17 protein-coding genes are annotated in these 16,398 nt (G+C 73.7%); 4 read left to right on the forward strand and 13 right to left on the reverse strand.

Annotation, left to right across the window (positions count from 1 at the left end; all coding sequences use genetic code 11):
- The 3 genes from AC162C_RS11925 to AC162C_RS11935 form a co-directional block, all read left to right on the forward strand.
- Positions 1-1,807: ABC-F family ATP-binding cassette domain-containing protein (locus tag AC162C_RS11925; RefSeq protein ID WP_484097730.1), on the forward strand; the 1,807-nt coding region annotated here is incomplete at its 5' end.
- 65 nt (positions 1,808-1,872) lie between these two features.
- Positions 1,873-2,394 carry an RNA polymerase sigma factor gene (locus AC162C_RS11930; RefSeq protein ID WP_462972255.1) on the forward strand — a complete coding sequence of 174 codons (522 nt, stop codon included), beginning with the start codon at positions 1,873-1,875 and terminating at the stop codon, positions 2,392-2,394.
- The gene (locus AC162C_RS11935; RefSeq protein WP_484097731.1) at positions 2,381-3,442 is read left to right on the forward strand and encodes a DUF4349 domain-containing protein; all 1,062 of its coding nucleotides are present in this window, start codon (positions 2,381-2,383) and stop codon (positions 3,440-3,442) included. Before AC162C_RS11930 ends, AC162C_RS11935 begins: the two co-directional genes overlap by 14 nt.
- A 27-nt stretch (positions 3,443-3,469) precedes the next feature.
- On the opposite strand, the gene AC162C_RS11940 is transcribed toward AC162C_RS11935, so the two are convergent.
- From AC162C_RS11940 to AC162C_RS11950, 3 genes are read right to left on the reverse strand one after another with little or no spacing between them, the layout of a single operon-like run.
- The gene (locus AC162C_RS11940; RefSeq protein ID WP_484097732.1) at positions 3,470-4,045 is read right to left on the reverse strand and encodes an ANTAR domain-containing response regulator; all 576 of its coding nucleotides are present in this window, start codon (positions 4,043-4,045) and stop codon (positions 3,470-3,472) included.
- A 37-nt stretch (positions 4,046-4,082) separates the two neighbouring features.
- Entirely contained in the window at positions 4,083-5,501 is a 1,419-nt protein-coding gene (locus AC162C_RS11945) for a GAF domain-containing protein (RefSeq protein ID WP_484097733.1), read from the reverse strand.
- A 31-nt stretch (positions 5,502-5,532) separates the two neighbouring features.
- Entirely contained in the window at positions 5,533-6,006 is a 474-nt protein-coding gene (locus AC162C_RS11950) for a CopD family protein (protein WP_484097734.1), read from the reverse strand.
- Positions 6,007-6,033: 27 nt separating this feature from the next.
- Between AC162C_RS11950 and AC162C_RS11955 the strand changes: the two genes are divergently transcribed.
- Positions 6,034-6,504, forward strand: a complete 471-nt coding sequence (locus AC162C_RS11955) for a DUF2269 family protein (RefSeq protein WP_484097735.1) — start codon at positions 6,034-6,036, stop codon at positions 6,502-6,504.
- A gap of 213 nt (positions 6,505-6,717) precedes the next feature.
- Here AC162C_RS11955 and AC162C_RS11960 read toward each other — a convergent pair whose 3' ends face one another.
- The 10 genes from AC162C_RS11960 to AC162C_RS12005 all read right to left on the reverse strand — a co-directional run.
- Entirely contained in the window at positions 6,718-8,130 is a 1,413-nt protein-coding gene (locus tag AC162C_RS11960) for a glutamine synthetase family protein (RefSeq protein WP_484097736.1), read from the reverse strand.
- A gap of 82 nt (positions 8,131-8,212) precedes the next feature.
- A complete protein-coding gene (locus AC162C_RS11965) occupies positions 8,213-9,484 on the reverse strand; it encodes an MFS transporter (RefSeq protein WP_484097737.1) in 1,272 nt (423 codons plus the stop codon).
- Positions 9,481-10,368 carry an N-acetyltransferase family protein gene (locus tag AC162C_RS11970; protein ID WP_484097738.1) on the reverse strand — a complete coding sequence of 296 codons (888 nt, stop codon included), beginning with the start codon at positions 10,366-10,368 and terminating at the stop codon, positions 9,481-9,483. The genes AC162C_RS11965 and AC162C_RS11970 overlap by 4 nt, the downstream gene beginning before the upstream one ends.
- Entirely contained in the window at positions 10,368-11,201 is an 834-nt protein-coding gene (locus AC162C_RS11975; RefSeq protein WP_484097739.1) for an ABC transporter permease, read from the reverse strand. The genes AC162C_RS11970 and AC162C_RS11975 overlap by 1 nt, the downstream gene beginning before the upstream one ends.
- Positions 11,198-12,034 (reverse strand): ABC transporter ATP-binding protein, encoded by an 837-nt coding sequence (locus AC162C_RS11980; protein WP_462972265.1) that lies wholly within the window; start codon positions 12,032-12,034, stop codon positions 11,198-11,200. Before AC162C_RS11980 ends, AC162C_RS11975 begins: the two co-directional genes overlap by 4 nt.
- A gap of 165 nt (positions 12,035-12,199) precedes the next feature.
- A complete protein-coding gene (locus tag AC162C_RS11985; RefSeq protein WP_484097740.1) occupies positions 12,200-12,892 on the reverse strand; it encodes an SIMPL domain-containing protein in 693 nt (230 codons plus the stop codon).
- Positions 12,893-12,976: 84 nt separating this feature from the next.
- The gene (argH, locus tag AC162C_RS11990; RefSeq protein ID WP_484097744.1) at positions 12,977-14,164 is read right to left on the reverse strand and encodes an argininosuccinate lyase; all 1,188 of its coding nucleotides are present in this window, start codon (positions 14,162-14,164) and stop codon (positions 12,977-12,979) included.
- Positions 14,165-14,297: 133 nt separating this feature from the next.
- A complete protein-coding gene (locus AC162C_RS11995) occupies positions 14,298-14,759 on the reverse strand; it encodes an arginine repressor (protein ID WP_484097741.1) in 462 nt (153 codons plus the stop codon).
- Positions 14,760-14,787: 28 nt separating this feature from the next.
- A complete protein-coding gene (locus tag AC162C_RS12000) occupies positions 14,788-15,987 on the reverse strand; it encodes an aspartate aminotransferase family protein (RefSeq protein WP_484097742.1) in 1,200 nt (399 codons plus the stop codon).
- Positions 15,984-16,398 (reverse strand): amino acid kinase family protein (locus AC162C_RS12005; RefSeq protein ID WP_484097743.1); only part of this gene is annotated, 415 nt, incomplete at its 5' end. The genes AC162C_RS12000 and AC162C_RS12005, both read right to left, overlap by 4 nt.

Genomic DNA, 16,398 nt, shown 5'->3' on the forward strand with positions numbered 1-16,398 from the left:
CGGGTCGAACGGGGCGGGGAAGACGACGCTGCTCCGGACGATCGTCGGCGAGACGTCCCCCGCGCGCGGAGAGCTCGCGTTCGCAAAGGACACGCGCGTGGCGCTCCACGACCAGAGGCCGCCTCGCGGCCGCGGGCTCTCGCTCCGGGAGTACGCGCTCTCAGGTGCCGCCGACCTGGCGGCGATCGAGGAGGAGCTGCGTCGTCTGGAGGCGGCGATGGCGGGCGGCACGCACGACCCGGCGACGATGCGCCGCTACGCGGACGCCCAGGCCCGCCTCGAGCACGCCGGCGGCTGGGACTGGCGGGAGCGTGCCGCGTCGGCGCTCCGCGGCCTGGGCTTCGACGACGCCGATCTCGACCGGTCGCTCGACACGTTCTCGGGGGGCGAGCTCACCCGTGCCTCGCTCGCTCGCGCGCTCGCCGGCGACCCCGATCTGCTGCTCCTCGACGAGCCGACGAACCACCTCGACGTCGAGAGCCTCGAGTGGCTCGAGCGCGAGCTCGTGGCGCTCGATGCGGCCGTCGTGCTCGTCGCCCACGACCGCTGGTTCCTGGAGGCGGTGACGACCGCCGTGCTCGAGCTCGGCGGGCCGAAGCCGTACTTCTTCGACGGCCCGTGGCACGCGTGGCGCCGCGAGAAGGCCGCCCGGGCCTCGGCCGCGGCGACGACGGTGGGACGCGTCGCAGACGACATCGAGCGGCTCGAGCGCTTCGTGGCGCGGTTTCGGTACAAGAAGAGCAAGGCGAAGCAGGCGCAGGCGAAGCTCACGCAGATCGCCCGGCTCGAGGCAGAGCGCCGGTCGGCGGCGGAGGAGCTGACGGCGCTCACGAAGCGCCGTCGGACGCTCGGCTTCGACTTCCTCAAGCCCCCGCGGAGCGGGCGCATCGTGCTCGAGGCCGACAACGTCGACCTCTCCGCGGGAGACAAGCCCCTGCTCCGTGACGCGACGCTCGTCCTCGAGCGCGGGGAGCACGTCGCGCTCGTCGGTCCGAACGGGTCGGGAAAGACGACGCTCCTCGAGACGCTGCTCGGGGCCCGCGACGCCGCGGCCGGAGCAGTCCGCGTCGGGCACGGCGTCGTCCCCGCCTACTTCTCCCAGCACGACGTCGAGCTTCCGGAGCGCGGGAGCGTGCTCGACGCCGCGGTCGCCGCGACGGGCCTGCCCCGGCCGCAGGCCCAGGCGCTCCTCGGGCGCTTCCTGTTCTCCGGCTGGGAGAGCCACGAGAAGCCCGTGTCGGTGCTCTCCGGCGGCGAGCGACGACGGCTCGCTCTCGCCCTGCTCGTCGCCTCCGGGGCCAACCTGCTCGTGCTCGACGAGCCGACGAACCACCTCGACCTGGAGAGTCGCGAGGCACTCGAGGCCGCACTGGAGGCGTTTCCCGGGACGGTCCTGCTCGTCTCGCACGACCGGGCGGTGCTCGACGCCGTCCCCGACCGCATCGTCGCGATCGAGGAGGGTGGCCTGCGCTCGTACGAGGGCGGCTGGGCCGACCTCGTCCGCGAGCGGGAGACGGCCGAGGCCACCGCGCCCGCCGCGTCCCAGCCGTCCCCCTCCGCGCCGTCCGCGCGACGCTCCGGGGCGAAGTCGCGTCCGGAGCGGCGCACCCCCACGGAGCTCGAGCGGACCGAGGCCCGGATCACCGAGCTCGAGGTGGAGGTGGCGGCACTCGAGGAGCGCCTGGCCGTCGACTGGGGGGACATGGACCTGCTGACGGCGCATCGCACGGCCCGCGACGAGCTGCAACGGCTGCTCACGCGGTGGGAGGAGCTGTTCGAGGCGGCGCAGCCCGGGCTGGAGGGCTAGGCGATGCCGCATCGCCGGAGCCGTGACGATCCCGGGGCCGGCGGCGTAGACGGATCGTGCACGCGATGACCGCCACCGGGCCACGATCGGGGCTCCGCGCCCGACCGACGTTCGCCGAGGCGGCCGAGTCGTCACTCGACGACGTCTACGGCTACCTCCTCTACCTCGCACGCGACCGGGAGACCGCGGAGGACCTCACGGGGGCGACCTTCGAGAAGGCGCTCCGCCACTGGGAGCGCTTCGACCCGGCTCGTGGCGACGTCCAGGCCTGGCTGCTCGGCATCGCCCGCACGACTGCGCTCGACTGGTTCCGTGCCGAGAAGCGCCGACGACGGCGCGAGGAGCTGGCGGCGACGCCGGAGCGCGTGGAACAGCTGTTCGCCGAGGGCCTGTCGACCGTCCTCCGCAACGCGCTCGCCGAGCTCAGCGCCGTGGAGCGCGAGGTGATCGCGCTCCGCGTCGTGCTCGACCTCGACGGCGAGACGACCGCCCGCGTGCTCGGGATCAGCCCGACCGCCGTCTCCACCCGCCTCAGCCGGGCGCTCCAACGACTCGAGGAGAAGGTGACCGCCGATGACCTCCGCTGAGATCCTCGCCCACCTGCAGGCCGCACGGCCCGTGGCCCCCGACCGGCTCCGCTCCCGGGTCGACGCGATCGCGGCGACCGAGCCACCGCCGCGTCGGGCTCGGGTCCGCCTCCCCATCGGCGGCCGGCCCGTCCCTCGACGCCGCACGCTCTGGGTCGCGCTCCCGGCCGCGGCGGTGCTCGCCGTGGCCACAGCCGGGACGATCGGGCTCTTCGAGGGCGGCGGCTCCGGCAGCGGCGACCTGTTCGCGACCGGCGGCCGCGACGCAGCGCCCGCGGACGCTCTCGAGCCCGGCCAGGACGCCGCCACGGCCGCGCCGGCGACCGGTGCCACGGGCGCCGTCGAGGCGGCTCCGGCGCCGACGCCCGGCCGCGCCCAGCGCGTGAGCGCGACGCTCACCGTCCGCGTGCCCGACGTCGATGCGCTCTCCGGCGCGACGCAGGAGGCGCTCGACGTCACGCGCTCGCTCGGCGGCTACGTCGTGTCGGTCTCGTACGCGACCGCGGACGACGGGAGCGCGTCACTCGTCCTGCGCGTCCCCACGGAGGCGGTGCAGGACGCGATCACACGGCTCTCCTCGCTCGGCACGATCGTCGCCCAGCAGGTGCAGATCGACGACCTCCAGGAGCAGATCGACGCGCTCGCCCGCCGCGTCACCGCGCTCCGCACCCGGATCGCGCGGCTCTCGGCGCAGCTCGCCTCCCCGGACCTCACGGCCGAGCAGCGCGCCACGCTGACGGCGCGCCGGGCGGCCGCGCGGGACGAGCTCGCGGCCGTGACCGCCGAGCGACGCACACGCACGTCGGAGGCGAAGCTCGCCACCGTCCAGCTCGCGCTCGTCACCGAGCAGGGCGCCGTCGTCCCACCGACGCCGTCGCGCATCGACCGCGCGCTGGGCGAGGCGGGGCGGATCCTCGCCTGGGAGGCGTCCGTCCTCCTCTATGCGCTGGTGCTCCTCGGGCCGCTGGCGCTGGTTGCCGGCGCTGTCTGGGGGAGCCACCGCGCGCTGCGGCGGCACGAGCGGGACCGACTGCTCGACGCCTCCTGAGGACGGCGACCGCGCGGGGCCGTCGCGTCAGGCGGCCCCCGGCTCGAGGGTCGCGATCAGGGCCTCGGCGACGACGCGGAGGGGCTTGCCCGAGATCTGGCTCGCCTTCCGGAGCCGCGCGAACGCCTCCGACTCCGACAGCCCCTCGCGCTCCTGCAGCAGCCCCTTCGCGCGCTCGATCGCCTTGCGCGCAGCGAGTGCGTCGGCGAGCGAGGCCGCCTCGGCGCGCACGGCTCCGAGCTCCTCGTGGCGGGCGCGCGCGGTGGCGATCGCGGGCGGCAGGTCGGCCTCGCGGAACGGCTTGACGAGGTAGCCGAACACCCCGGCCTCGACCGCTCGCGCAACGAGCTCCTGCTCACCGTACGCGGTCACGATCACGATCGGCAGGGGCCGCTCCTCGAGGATCCGGCGCGCGGCCTCGATGCCATCCAGGCGCGGCATCTTCACGTCGAGCAGCGCGACGTCGGGCTCGGTCTCGCGCGCGAGTGCGACCGCCTCCTCGCCGTCGCGCGCCTCGGCGCACACCTCGAACCCCGCCCGCTCGAGCATCGCCCGGAGGTCGAGCCGGATGATCGTCTCGTCCTCGGCGATCAGGATCCGCACCCGCCGAAGGGTAGAGAGCGGTGGTCGGCGGCGCTCGCTACTCGGCGAACGTGACGACGGCGCGCAGGCCGCCGTCCTCGGAGAACGCGAGCGTGCCGCCCAGCTCGTCGCGCACGAGCGCGCGGACGATCGAGAGCCCCGTGCCGTCGACCGCACCGTCCATCCCGTCGCCCCGATCGGAGACCGCGAGCACGACCTCGCCGTCCGTGCGACGCAGGGTCAGCGCGACGTCGCCGGCGCCGTGCTCGAGCGCGTTGCCGAGGAGCTCGCAGACGACGAGCGCGAGCGCCGTCGCACGCTGCCCGGCGAGCGCCACCTCCTCGAGGTCGGCCGTGACCCGGCGGCCGGGGTCGATACCGACCCCCTGCACGAGCATCGCGCGCAGCCGGTCGACGAGCTCCCGGAGGTCGACGACGTCCTCGCGGTGCTCGGTCAGCTCCTCGTGGACGGCCGCGATCGCGAGGATCCGGTTCACCGAGTCCCCGAGCGCCTTGCGGGGCTCGACGTCGCCGGCGGCCGCCTGCAGCCGGAGGAGCGAGGCGACCGTCTGGAGGTTGTTCTTGACGCGGTGGTGGATCTCCTGGGCGAGCACCCCGCGGAGCGCCATCCGCCCCTGCTCGAGCGCGACGGCCGCCTGGCTCGCCACCGCTTCCAGCAGGCGCGTGTCGTCGGCCGAGAACGGCGCGTCACGGTCGACGACGAGCTCCCCGATCACGCGGCCGCGCGAGCGGAGGGGGAGCCGGACGGCGTGTGCGCCCGACCGTCCCTCCGGCCAGGCGATGCGCCCGTCCTCGAGGACGATCGCGGCGCCGGTCGCCGCGACCGAGTCCACCGTCGTCCGGACGATCGCCTCCAGGGACTCCTCGAGGTAGAGCGACTCCGAGACCGCCTCGGAGACCCGGGCCAGGGCCTCGAGCTCGCGGACGCGCCGCTGTGCCGCCTCGTACAGGCGCGCGTGCTCGATCGACTGCGCGACCTGCGAGGCGATCGCCACGAGGAGCCCGATCTCCTCGTCGGAGAACACCCGTGGCTCCCGAGTGCGGACGTTGAGCGCGCCCTCGAGCTTCTCCCGGGGTCGCGACGCGAGGATGGGAACGGCCAGGATCGACTCGTACTGATCCTCACGGAGGTTGGGGAACTGCTTGAACCGCGGGTCGAGATGCGCCCTCGACGGGATCATCACGGGTGCGCGCTCGGCGGCGGCGACGCCCGTGATCCCCTCCCCCGGTCGCATCCGCGGACGCTCGGTCTCGCCCTCGACGGCCGTCCCGTGGGTCGCGCGCAGGACGAGCTCGCCCGTCACCTCGTCGTAGAGGTAGACGAAGCACGCGTCGGTCTGCATCGCCGACGCGACCTCGTGCGCGATCGCCTCCATCACCTCCTGCAGGTCGAGGCTGGAGTTGACCACTTCGATCGTGCGGGTGAGGAGCGCCAGGTGACGGGACGACTCGTCCATCAGCCTCCGCCGTCGCGGGCGCCACGCGCCGTCACGTGAGCTCTCCGAGCGCGATCGCCCCGAGGACCGGGACGCCGATCGTGAGCGCGAAGTTGAACCAGCCGACGACGACGAGCCGGCGGCGGGTCGCGGGCGCCTGCGGGTCCTCCGCGCGCAGCTCCCGCTGCAGCCGCGGGCCGAGCACGTAGTCGTGGACCACCGCGCCGACACAGAGGAGGAGGACGAGCGCCGACTTGGCGATCAGGACCCGGTCGAAGTCGGTGTCGAGCGCCGCGCGGGCGAACCCGCCGTGGAGCTCCGTGAGCCACAGGCCGGAGAGGATCGCGACGCCCATGGCGCTCCAGCCGAGCGGACGCCAGCGGCGCCCGAGCGTGCGCATCGCGGTCGCGCGCGCCTCGCCCTCCAGCCGCCGGATCGCGGGGACGCCGACGACGACGAGCGCGACCGTCCCGCCGACCCAGACGGAGGCGGAGAGCACGTGGACGATGCGGAGCGCCGTGATCACGACGACATTGTCGTCTACGGTTCACCCATGAGCGTCGAGTGGCTGCGCTTCCTGCACTTTGCGGGCGCCCTGCTGTTCGTCGGCGGCAGCCTGCTCGCCGCCGCGCTGCGCTTGGCGGCGATGCGCCGGAGCCGCCCGAGCGAGGTCGCGCTCCTCCTCGGCGCCGTGCGGCCCGCGGTGCCGATCGTCGCCGGCGGCCTGCTGCTCACCGTCGGGATGGGCTTCTGGCTCGCCGACCGCCGCGGCTACGACCTCGGTGGCACGTGGCTGACGCTGACGTTCGTCCTCGTCGCATGGATGCTGGTCGTCGGGACGCTGACGGGGCGCAGCGAGCGGCACACGCGGGAGCTCGCGGAGCGCCTCGCCCGGGAGGGCGACGCCCCGAGCGCGGAGCTCGACCGACGGCTGCGCGCCCCCGTCGGGCTCGCGCTCGACGCCTCGCTGCTGCTCGCGGCGGTCGTGGTCGTCGCGCTCATGGTCTGGAAGCCCGGCGCCTGACGCCGGCCGCGACCGCGACACCGCGCCACAACGACCACGGGCCCCACACCAGGGGACCCGCGATCGGCCGTCAGACACAGGGGACGCCGCTCGCCTTGCGACGCACCCTGCGGTTCGGATCATGCGACATCGGACGGATGCTGTCCAGTGGGAGGGAGCGGGCCTCCTCCCACTGGACCGTCGAGCTGCCTGCCGTGCGCTCGGGCGCGGAGCTCAGAGCGCCTTCAGGTACCGCTCCAGCTCCCACTCGGAGACCTGGATCCGGTACTCGTTCCACTCGCGCCGCTTCAGCTCCACGAAGCGCGGGAAGATGTGCGCGCCGAGGGCCCGCTCCATCAGCTGCGAGGCTGCGAGCTCCTCGATCGCCTCGCCGAGGGAGCCGGGCAGCGCGACGATGCCGCGCTCGTCGCGCTCGGTCTCCGACAGGCGGTAGAGGTTCGTCGTCATCTCGTCGGAGAGCTCGTACCCCTGCTCGATGCCCTCGAGCCCGGCGTGCAGGAGCGCGGCGAACGCGAGATAGGGGTTGCAGGACGGGTCCGGACAGCGGATCTCCGCACGGGTCGCCTGCTCCGCCCCCGGCTTGTAGAGCGGGATGCGGATCAGGGCGGAGCGGTTCCGCTGCGACCACGCGACGTACACGGGAGCCTCGTACCCGGGCACGAGGCGCTTGTACGAGTTCACCCACTGCGCGAGCACGGCGGTCATCTCGCGGGCGTGCGTCAGGAGCCCGGCGATGAACGCCTTCGCCGTCGGTGACAGGTGGTGCGGGTCCTTCGCGTCGAAGAACTGGTTCCGGCCGTTCTTGAACAGCGACATGTGCGTGTGCATGCCCGACCCGTTCTCGCCGAACAGCGGCTTCGGCATGAACGTCGCGTAGTAGCCGTGCCACGCGGCGACCTCCTTCACGATCAGCCGGTACGTCAGGCAGTGGTCGGCCATCTCGAGCGCGGGCGCATACCGCATGTCGATCTCGTGCTGCGAGGGCGCCACCTCGTGGTGGTGGTACTCGATCGGGATCCCGACCGACTCGAGGGCGCCGATCGTGTCGTTGCGGACCTCGGTCGCGGCATCCTGCGCCGTCATCGCGAAGTAGCCGCCCTCGTCCAGCGTCTTCGTGTCGGAGTCGCTCTCGAACAGGAAGTACTCGAGCTCCGGACCGACGTTGAACGCGTCGAAGCCCATGCTCTTCATGCGTGCGAGCGCCTGCCGCAGGACATGCCGCGGGTCGCCCTCGTACGGGGTGCCGTCCGGCCTCACGACGTCGCAGATCAGGCGGCCCACCTTCGCCCCGATCTCCTTGCCCTCGTCGTCGGTGGCCCGCGGCATGACCTGGAACGTCGCCGGATCGGGGATCGCGACCATGTCCGACTCCTCGATCGCGTTGAAGCCCGTGATCGACGAGCCGTCGAAGCCCATCCCGTCGTCGAGCGCGTCCGCCATCTCCGCCGGCGTGATCGCGAACGACTTGCAGTGGCCCTCGATGTCCGTGAACCAGAAGAGGACGTGCTCGATCCCCTCGTCCTTGATCCGCTTCAGCACCGCCCGCCGGGCCGCGACGGACGAGGTCGCGCGGTGGCGGCTCTTCACGAGCGCCTCTCGCTTCGCTGCATCTCTCGGTCGTGCCATCTCCGTTCTCCCTCCTGAAAACGCAAAAAGGCCCCGGGCGCTCAGCGCCCGAGGCCACGTCGCCTCGAATGACCCGCCGATCCTAGCGGTCCCCGGCGGACGATGCCGCCGCCAACTCGCCGAGCGCGGCCTCGCGTCCGTCGTGGCGCAACGCGCGCGCGTAGAGCGCGAGCGCCGGTGTCAGCACCGCCGCGCTCGCGAGCATCGCGAGCCGGATCCCGAAGGCGTTGCCGAGCGCCCCGATCAGCGGCCCGCCCCCCGCCTGTCCGATCGCGTCGACCTGGCCGGTCATCGAGATCACCGTCGCGCGGACGCGCGAGTCCTCGATGTTCTGGTTCAGCCAGGTCATGGCGACGGGCTGCGCGAGCTGGAGGGTCAGGCTGTAGAGCCAGAAGCCGAGGAGGCCGACGACGATGCCCGTCGCGAGGCCGAACACGACGATCGCCGCGCACTGCACCGCCGTCAGGACGAGGAGCGTCCGCGCGAGCCGCGGTGCCTTCCCGCTCCGGAAGCGGCGAAGGAGGAACGTGGTGCCGGCGAGCCCGAGCAGCAGCTCCACGACCCGGAACACCGCGAACCACCAGACAGGGTCGAGCGAGCCGAGCGAGGGGAGGCCGATGTCACGGAGGAAGTGCGCCTCCCACAGGCGGTCGAGAGCCTCGGTCGACATCCCGGCGAAGAAGGCGATCGCCAGCATCAGCAGCAGCAGGGGCTGGACGCGGACGAGCCTGACGCCCGCCGCGGCGGTGCCGACCATGGAGCGCCACCCCGCGCGCTCCGCCTTCGGCGTCGGGTGGAAGCCGGTCTCGGGCATCAGGAGGAGGCCGGCGACGGCGATCCCGAGGGCGACGACGCCTCCGGCGACGATCGCGTCGGCGAGATCGAGCCACGCTGCGGTCGCCGTCGCGGCGACGATGCCGAGCAGCGCCCCGCCGTAGCTGACGCGGGCGCCGCGCACGAAGACGGGACCGACGCGGTCGGCGCCGACCTCGTCCGTGATCCACGCCTCGTACGCGCCGCTCTCGAACGTGAACGCCAGGCCGGAGAGGCCCGAGGCGACGAGGATCGCCTCGTACGAGGGCACGAGCCCGATCAGGAGCAACGCCGCGCCGTGCAGGAACCAGCCGACGATCAACGAGGCGCGGCGCGAGTACGTGTCGGCGACGATGCCCGTCGGGATCTCGAACACGAACGCGGTCGCCTCCATCACCGTCCCGATGAGCACGAGCTGCAGCGGGTCGAGCCCGATCTCCGTGACGTAGTAGACGCCGGCGACGGTGAACGAGCCGGCGAACACCGCCGAGAGGCCACCCTCGGTGAAGAGGAACCAGCGAACCGGAGCGACCCGGGTCACGGCCCGAGCTCCTTCCACATCGTGCGCGAGACGTGCCGCGTCACGTAGCCGAGGCGGGCGTTCGCGGCCCGCATCGCCTCGTTGCCGCGCTGCGTCCACGTGTAGACGAGGCGGATCCCGTGCGCCGCGGCCCACGCGAGCTCCGCCCGCTTGAGCGCGGTCGCGACCCCGCGCCGCCTCCAGTCGCGGCGGACGGCGGTGAGACCGTCCTCCGCACGCGACGGGTCGTCCGCGTCGCGGCAGAGGCCGGCGTACCCGACGACCTCGCCGTCGGCGAGCGCGACGAACGACCCGCCCGGAAGCGTCGCCTCGTCGCGCAGCCACTCGTCGAGCGTCACGGTGACGGGCCGGACGGTCGCGAAGTCGGCGTACGCCTCGACGGCCAGGGGGTACGCGGCGCGGAGCAGCTCCGGCCGGGCCGCGATCGCGACGAGCTCGACGTCGGTGCGGGCCGCGGGCGGCTCCTCCGTCCCGTCCAGCGTCCGCACCTGCTCCACCTGCCGGTCGACCTCCCGGAACCCGAGGCCGGCCGCGAACGCGAACGAGCCCTCGTCGTCGACGAACCCGACGGCCTCGCCGAAGCCGTGCGCCCGCGCGTGCGCCTCGAGCGCCCGGTACAGCGCCGTCCCGACGCCGCGCCGCCGATGGGAGGGGAGCACCCTCGGGTGCACCCCCGCTCCCCCGAGCGAGGAGCGCCCGGCGAGCCCGCTGCCGGCGAGCTCGCCGTCGAGCTCGGCGAGGAGCAGCAGGCGCTCCGGCTCGTCCGCGAGCTGCGCGCGCATCTCGACGACCGTCGCCGCCCGCTCGTCGGGGAGCACGGCGAGGCGGACGCGGCGCCACGCCTCGAAGTCCGCGTCCGCCTCCACCGCTCTCAGCTCGATCATCACCCGCTCCGCTTCAGCTTTCCACGGCGCTTCGCGTGGCGCTCGCCGAGCGAGAACACCCACAGGCCGAGCGGGATCGACACCAGGCCGATCACGATCAGCGGCCAGAGCTGCGGCCAGAGCGACCCCAGCGGGGCGCCGTCGAGGATCGCCGCACGGATGCCCTCGAGCGCGTACGTGGCCGGTGAGATCGTCGACACCCACTCCATCCACGACGGCAGCACCGAGACCGGGTAGTAGACGCCCGAGACGACGAGCAGCAGGCCCTGCGCGACGAAGCCGAGCTGCGCGCCCTTCTCGGGCGAGAGCAGCGGCAGCACCGCGGTCATGATCCCGATCCCGAAGAACGAGACCGAGGCGACGAGCAGCACCACGAGCGCGGCCGCGAAGTTCGCGTCCGCGAGCGCGAGGTCGAAGAAGAGGGCGACGACGACGAACAGCAGGACCGCCCGCACGAGCCCGTAGAGGACAGAGAACACACCCGTTCCCCCGAGGTGCATCGCCCGCGAGAGCGGCGCCATGAACGTGTACTCGATCGTGCCCTCCCAGCGCTCCCAGGCGACCGTCTCCGTGATGAACTCGAAGATGATCCCGAGGTAGGCCCACACGACGGCGCCGATGAGCAGCGTGGTCGTCGCGCGGTCGACGTCGATCTCGCCGCCCGCCGCCTCGATCCCCTTCGCGATGAAGACGATCGTGAGGGTGTTCGCGACCGTCCACAGGAAGAACGCGAGGTCCCACCAGATGTAGCGCCGCGTCAGGTAGACGTTCCGCTCGACGACGCCGCCGAGGCCGATCAGCTCGTGCTTCATGGTCACGGCGAGGGCTCTCACCCCGTCACCTCCCGGTCGGGCCGCTCGTCCTCGAACACGCGGCCGGTGGCGGTGAAGAAGGCATCCTCGAGTGTGCTCGCGTCGTAGCGACGCTTCAGGTCGTCGACCGGCTCGAGGCACAGGAGCTCGCCCCGGTCGAGGATCCCGACGCGGTCGGCGAGCGCCTCCGCCTCGGCGAGGTCGTGCGTGCAGAGCAGGATCGTCGCGTCGTGCGCCTCCCACACCTCGCGGACGAACGTCTGCACCTCGAGCTTCGACCGCGGGTCGAGGCCCGTCGTCGGCTCGTCCAGGAGGAGCAGCACGGGCGACGTGAGGAGGGCGCGGGCGAGCGCGACCTTCTGCTGCATCCCCCGCGACAGGTTCTCCATCGGCTCGCCGCGACGGTCGGGGGGGAACCCGACGCGGGCGAGGATCTCGGGGATCCGCTCGCGCGTCCGCCGCGCGGTGATGCCGTAGAAGCGCGCCGCGTAGTGCAGGTTCTCGGCGGCCGAGAGCTTCTTGAAGAACGACGCCTCGACGGAGACGCGGTTCACGAGCCGGCGCACGGCCTTCGCGTCCGAGACGACGTCGTGACCGAAGACCGAGGCGGTGCCGCCGTCCGCGAGGAGCAGCGTCGACAGGATGCGGACGAGCGTCGACTTCCCGGAGCCGTTCTGCCCGAGGACGGCGACGCACTCGCCCCGCCGCACGGTCAACGTCACCCCGGCGAGCGCGGGGCCGCCCCGGCCGCGCGCTCGCCGCCGGCGGAAGTCCTTGCCGAGGTCACGCACGTCGACTGCGGCGACCGCCCCTCCGCGGATCGCCCCGATGGGCGTGCTGTCGATCTGGGTCATGCGGATGCTCCTTGCAACTCGTCGGGTCTAGGCGCGCGAAACGGGAGACCCGGTCGGGCGGGCCTCGGCAGCGAGTGACCTAGACGCGAGTGAGCATCGCCGGCAACGGTAGCACCCCCACGGGGACGGCTGCCGGCCGTCGACCGACCGGCAGCCGCCCGGGGGTCACCTGAGCTCGTAGGTGACGCTCACCACGGCGGTGATCTCCTGGGGGCCGGAGACGACCGGCACCGAGGACTCGACCGCGCCGACCGCCCGGTCCTGGAGCGGCCCCGGGGCCGCTCCGCCCTCCACGATCGAGACGACGCGACCGACCGTGCGGCCGGCTGCCGCCGCGAGCGTGTCGGCCCGCGTCTTCGCGTCGGCGACCGCCTTCACGAGCGCGTCGCGGTAGAGCCGATCGGCGTCGCTCCGCGAGAGCGTCGGGCCCCACACCGTGTTCGCGCCGGCGTCGACGGCCGCGTCGATCAACGCACCGACGCCGCCCAGGCTCGTCTCGGCGGAGACGACGTTGGAGGCGACGAAGCCGTCCGGGCGGCCCTGCTCGTCGCTGCGCGGGGAGAGCGAGACGACCTGCGTGGTCACGTTCCTCCCGCCCGCTGCGCGCAGGGCGTCGATCACGGCGCGCATCGTCGTCGAGTTCGCATCGAGAGCCTGCTGCGCGGTGGGGCCCCGGGTCTCGACACCCGCGGAGATCATGGCGGTGTCGGGGACGGCGCTCGTCGACCCCGTGCCGGAGACGCTGACCGTGTCGGTGGTCGTGGCCGGCTCCTCGGCGCCCGCGCCCTCGGGGCGCAGGACGCCGGCGAGAGCAGCGGAGCAGAGCAGGAGCAGTGCGGCGATGGCGATGCGCTTCATGGGTCGGCCTCCGTTCGGATCGGTGTCGTCCCGGATACGCCGCCCAGTGCGCCGGCGTCACACCGACGCCGTCCCGGGACGCCGCTAGAGGTTGTCGCCGAAGCGGTGGCGCAGCTCGGCGATCGCCTCGACGACGCCGCCGGGGCCGATCCCGTCGCGTGCGGCGACGCTCTCGGCGGCGGTGCCGAGAGGCTCGAACGAGCCGTCGCGGACGGACGCCGCGACCTCCGAGTGCGCCTCGCGGAAGGGTGTCCCGCCGCGGACGAGCGCTTCCGCGGCGTCGGTGGCGAGCAGCAAGGGGTCGGCAGCGGCCTGGCCGAGGCGGCCCCGGTCGACCTCGAGGCCGCTCACGAGCACGGTCAGCGCCTGCAGGGCGAGGCGGACGTCGCGTCGCGCGGCGAAGACCGGGGTCTTGTCCTCCTGCAGGTCGCGATCGTAGGCGAGCGGAAGGCCCTTGACGGTCGCGAGCAGCCCGGTGAGCCGGCCGATCGCCGTCCCCGCCTTGCCGCGCGTGAGCTCCGCGACGTCGGGGTTGAGCTTCTGGGGCATCATCGACGAGCCGGTCGCGGCCGCCTCCGGCAGGCGGGCGAAGGCGAACTCCGAGCTCGACCAGAGGACGAGCTCCTCACCGATGCGGGACAGGTGGATGAAGAGCACGGCGGCGGCGTACAGGTAGTCGAGCGCGAAGTCACGGTCGGCCACGGCGTCGATCGAGTTCCGCATCTGCCCGGCGGGCGGCGGGAGCCCGAGCGTCGACCCGGCGAGCGCCCCGGCCCCGAGCGGGCTCTCGGCGGCGGCCTCGGCCGCGTGGGCGAACCGTCCCCGGTCGCGGTCGAGCATCTCCACCCATGCGAGCAGGTGGTGGCCGAGGGTCACGGGCTGACCGCGCTGGAGGTGCGTGTAGCCCGGCATCAGCGTCTCGGCCTCGCTCTCCGCGAAGGAGAGGATCACGAGCGCGAGAGCGTCGATCTCCTCGCGGGCCTCCGCGCACGCGTCGAGCGTGTAGAGGCGGAGCGCAGCGGCGACCTGGTCGTTGCGCGACCGCCCCGCGTGCACCTTGCGGCCGACCTCGCCGAGCGCGCGCTCGATCGCGGTGTGGACGTCCTCGTCCGCCTCCGTGTACGCCGTCGGGTCCTGCGCGATCTCGGCGAGGCGCGACTCGACCTCCGCGAGCTCGTCGTCGGTGAGCAGCCCGGCGGCCCGCAGCCGCTGCGCGTGCTCCGCCGTCGCCTCGCAGTCGTACGGCAGGAGCTCTGCGTCGTCGGAGCGCAGGAACTCTCACACCGCCGGGTCGACGGCGCCCTCGACACGTCCGGCCCACAGGCTCACGTTGGGATTCTAGGGACGCGCACCACCGTCGCGTCGGGGTCGGCGACGACGGTTCCGCGCCCGGCCGCCGCCGAGGCTACGTGGCCGACAGGTGCCCGCCGAGCTCCTCGGCGAGCGCCCCGGGGGTGCCGGTGCCGTCCCGCGGGACGACGAAGATCGTGTTGTCACCGGCGAGCGTCCCCGCGATCGACGGATGCCGGCCCTCGTCGATCGCCTGCGCCAGCGCCGAGGCGTAGCCGGACGGGGTCGTGACGATCACGAGCGGCCCGGCGGCCTCGACGCCGACCGCGTACCGGCGCATCGCAGCACCGATCGCGCGGAGCCGGTCGGCGTCGCTCGTGTCGGACGCGGCGTAGACGAGCCGCCCCGACGGTGCCCGGACCTTGACGAGCCCGAGCTCCGCGACGTCCCGCGAGACGGTGGTCTGGACGACGTCGTGCCCCTCGTCGCGGAGCGCCGCGGCGAGCTCGGCCTGGGTCGAGATCGCCTGCGTCTCGACGATGCGGAGGATCGCCTGCTGTCGCTCGCGTCGATTCATACTATGCGTCACCGTAGCAGGGTATGCATCACCGGCTCAGCGTCGCCGCGAGGATGTCGAGCGCCTCCTCGACCTCCTCGGCCGAGACGACGAGCGGCGGCGTCAGCCGCAGCACGTCGGGCCCGGCGGAGAGCACGAGCAGGCCTCGATCGCGGCACGCGTCCACCACCGGCCCGACCTCCCGGTCGAGGACGGCGCCGAGGAGGAGCCCCCGCCCCCGGACGTCGAGCACGCCGGGAAGGCCGCCGAGGCCCGCGACGAGCCTCGCGCCCCGCTCCCTCACGTTCGCGAGCAGCCCGTCGTCGATCGACTCGACGACGGCGCACGCGGCCGCCGCCGCCACCGGGTTGCCACCGAACGTCGAGCCGTGGTCTCCCGGGGCGAGCCCGCCGGCGGCACGATCGGCGACGAGCAACGCGCCGATCGGCAGGCCGTTGCCGAGCCCCTTGGCGAGCGTCACGAGGTCCGGCTCGAGGCCGAGGCCCTCGTGTGCGAAGAACGTCCCGGTCCGTCCCATCCCCGCCTGGACCTCGTCCACGCAGAGGAGCGCGCCGACCTCCCGGGCGATCTCCCCCGCGGCCCTCGCGAACGGCTCGTCGAGCGCGATCACGCCCCCCTCGCCCAGGATCGGCTCGATCAGGACGAGCGCCACGTCCCCACCGGGCGAGACGGCTGCCTCGAGCGCCTCGACGTCGTTCGGGGGAACGAACGCGACGCCGGGGAGGAGCGGCCCGAAGCCCTCCCACTTCCCGGGCTGGCCGGTCGCCGACAGCGCCCCCAGCGTCCGCCCGTGGAAGCCCCCCTCGAGCGCGACGATGCGCGGTCGGCCGGTCGCCTTCCGGGCGTACTTCAGCGCCGCCTCGTTCGCCTCGGCTCCCGAGTTGCAGAAGAACGCCTGGGCGCCGCCGAGCCGCGCCGACAAGAGCGTGGCGAGTCGCAGCATCGGCTCCGTCCAGTAGAGGTTCGACGCGTGCCAGAGGCGATCGAGCTGCGCGCGTGCCGCCTCGGTCACGCGCGGGTGTCCGTGCCCGAGCCCGACGACCGCGATCCCCGCCACGAAGTCGAGGTACGACCGCCCGGCGTCGTCCCAGACACGGCAGCCTTCCCCTCGGACGATCGTCACCTCGGCGCGGGCGTACGTCGGCAGCACGCGGTCGCGCGGCCCGGCCGGGGGCGCCGCCTCCTCGCGGGGCTCCGGCGCGGCGCCCGGCGTCGGGCTGCCGGTCACGCGACGACCTCGGTCGCGCCGATCGACGCACGGACGCCGCCCCGCGCGGCCTCGATCGCCGCGACGAGCTTCGGGACGATCCCGCCCTCGAAGCGGCCGTCCCCGAGCAGGTGGTCGGCCTCGTCGACCCCGAGTCGCTCGACGACGGCGTCGTCGAGGAGCACGCCCGGGACGTCCGAGACGAAGACGATCCGGTCGGCGCCGAGGCCCACCGCGAGCGCCGCCGCCGCCTCGTCGGCGTTGACGTTCAGAGGGCCCCGGGCGAGCGGTGCCACGACGGGGATCCCTCCGTCGGCCAGGACGTCGAGGACCGCGGGCGGCGCCGACGGGATGGGGTCACCGACGAGCCCGAGGCCCTCGACGGGCTCGGCCTCGAGCCCGATCTCGTCGCCGGCTAGGCCGACCGCGTCG

It is taken from the genome of Gaiella sp. (assembly GCF_057140465.1).

What these genes read in the sequence shown, in the direction of transcription:
- AC162C_RS11930 (WP_462972255.1), top strand. Translation starts at nt 1,873, where the DNA reads ATGACCGCCACCGGGCCACGATCGGGGCTCCGCGCCCGACCGACGTTC.
- AC162C_RS11935 (WP_484097731.1), top strand. Translation starts at nt 2,381, where the DNA reads ATGACCTCCGCTGAGATCCTCGCCCACCTGCAGGCCGCACGGCCCGTG.
- AC162C_RS11945 (WP_484097733.1), bottom strand. Translation starts at nt 5,501, where the DNA reads ATGGACGAGTCGTCCCGTCACCTGGCGCTCCTCACCCGCACGATCGAA.
- AC162C_RS11955 (WP_484097735.1), top strand. Translation starts at nt 6,034, where the DNA reads ATGAGCGTCGAGTGGCTGCGCTTCCTGCACTTTGCGGGCGCCCTGCTG.
- AC162C_RS11960 (WP_484097736.1), bottom strand. Translation starts at nt 8,130, where the DNA reads ATGGCACGACCGAGAGATGCAGCGAAGCGAGAGGCGCTCGTGAAGAGC.
- AC162C_RS11970 (WP_484097738.1), bottom strand. Translation starts at nt 10,368, where the DNA reads ATGATCGAGCTGAGAGCGGTGGAGGCGGACGCGGACTTCGAGGCGTGG.
- AC162C_RS11980 (WP_462972265.1), bottom strand. Translation starts at nt 12,034, where the DNA reads ATGACCCAGATCGACAGCACGCCCATCGGGGCGATCCGCGGAGGGGCG.
- AC162C_RS11985 (WP_484097740.1), bottom strand. Translation starts at nt 12,892, where the DNA reads ATGAAGCGCATCGCCATCGCCGCACTGCTCCTGCTCTGCTCCGCTGCT.
- AC162C_RS11995 (WP_484097741.1), bottom strand. Translation starts at nt 14,759, where the DNA reads ATGAATCGACGCGAGCGACAGCAGGCGATCCTCCGCATCGTCGAGACG.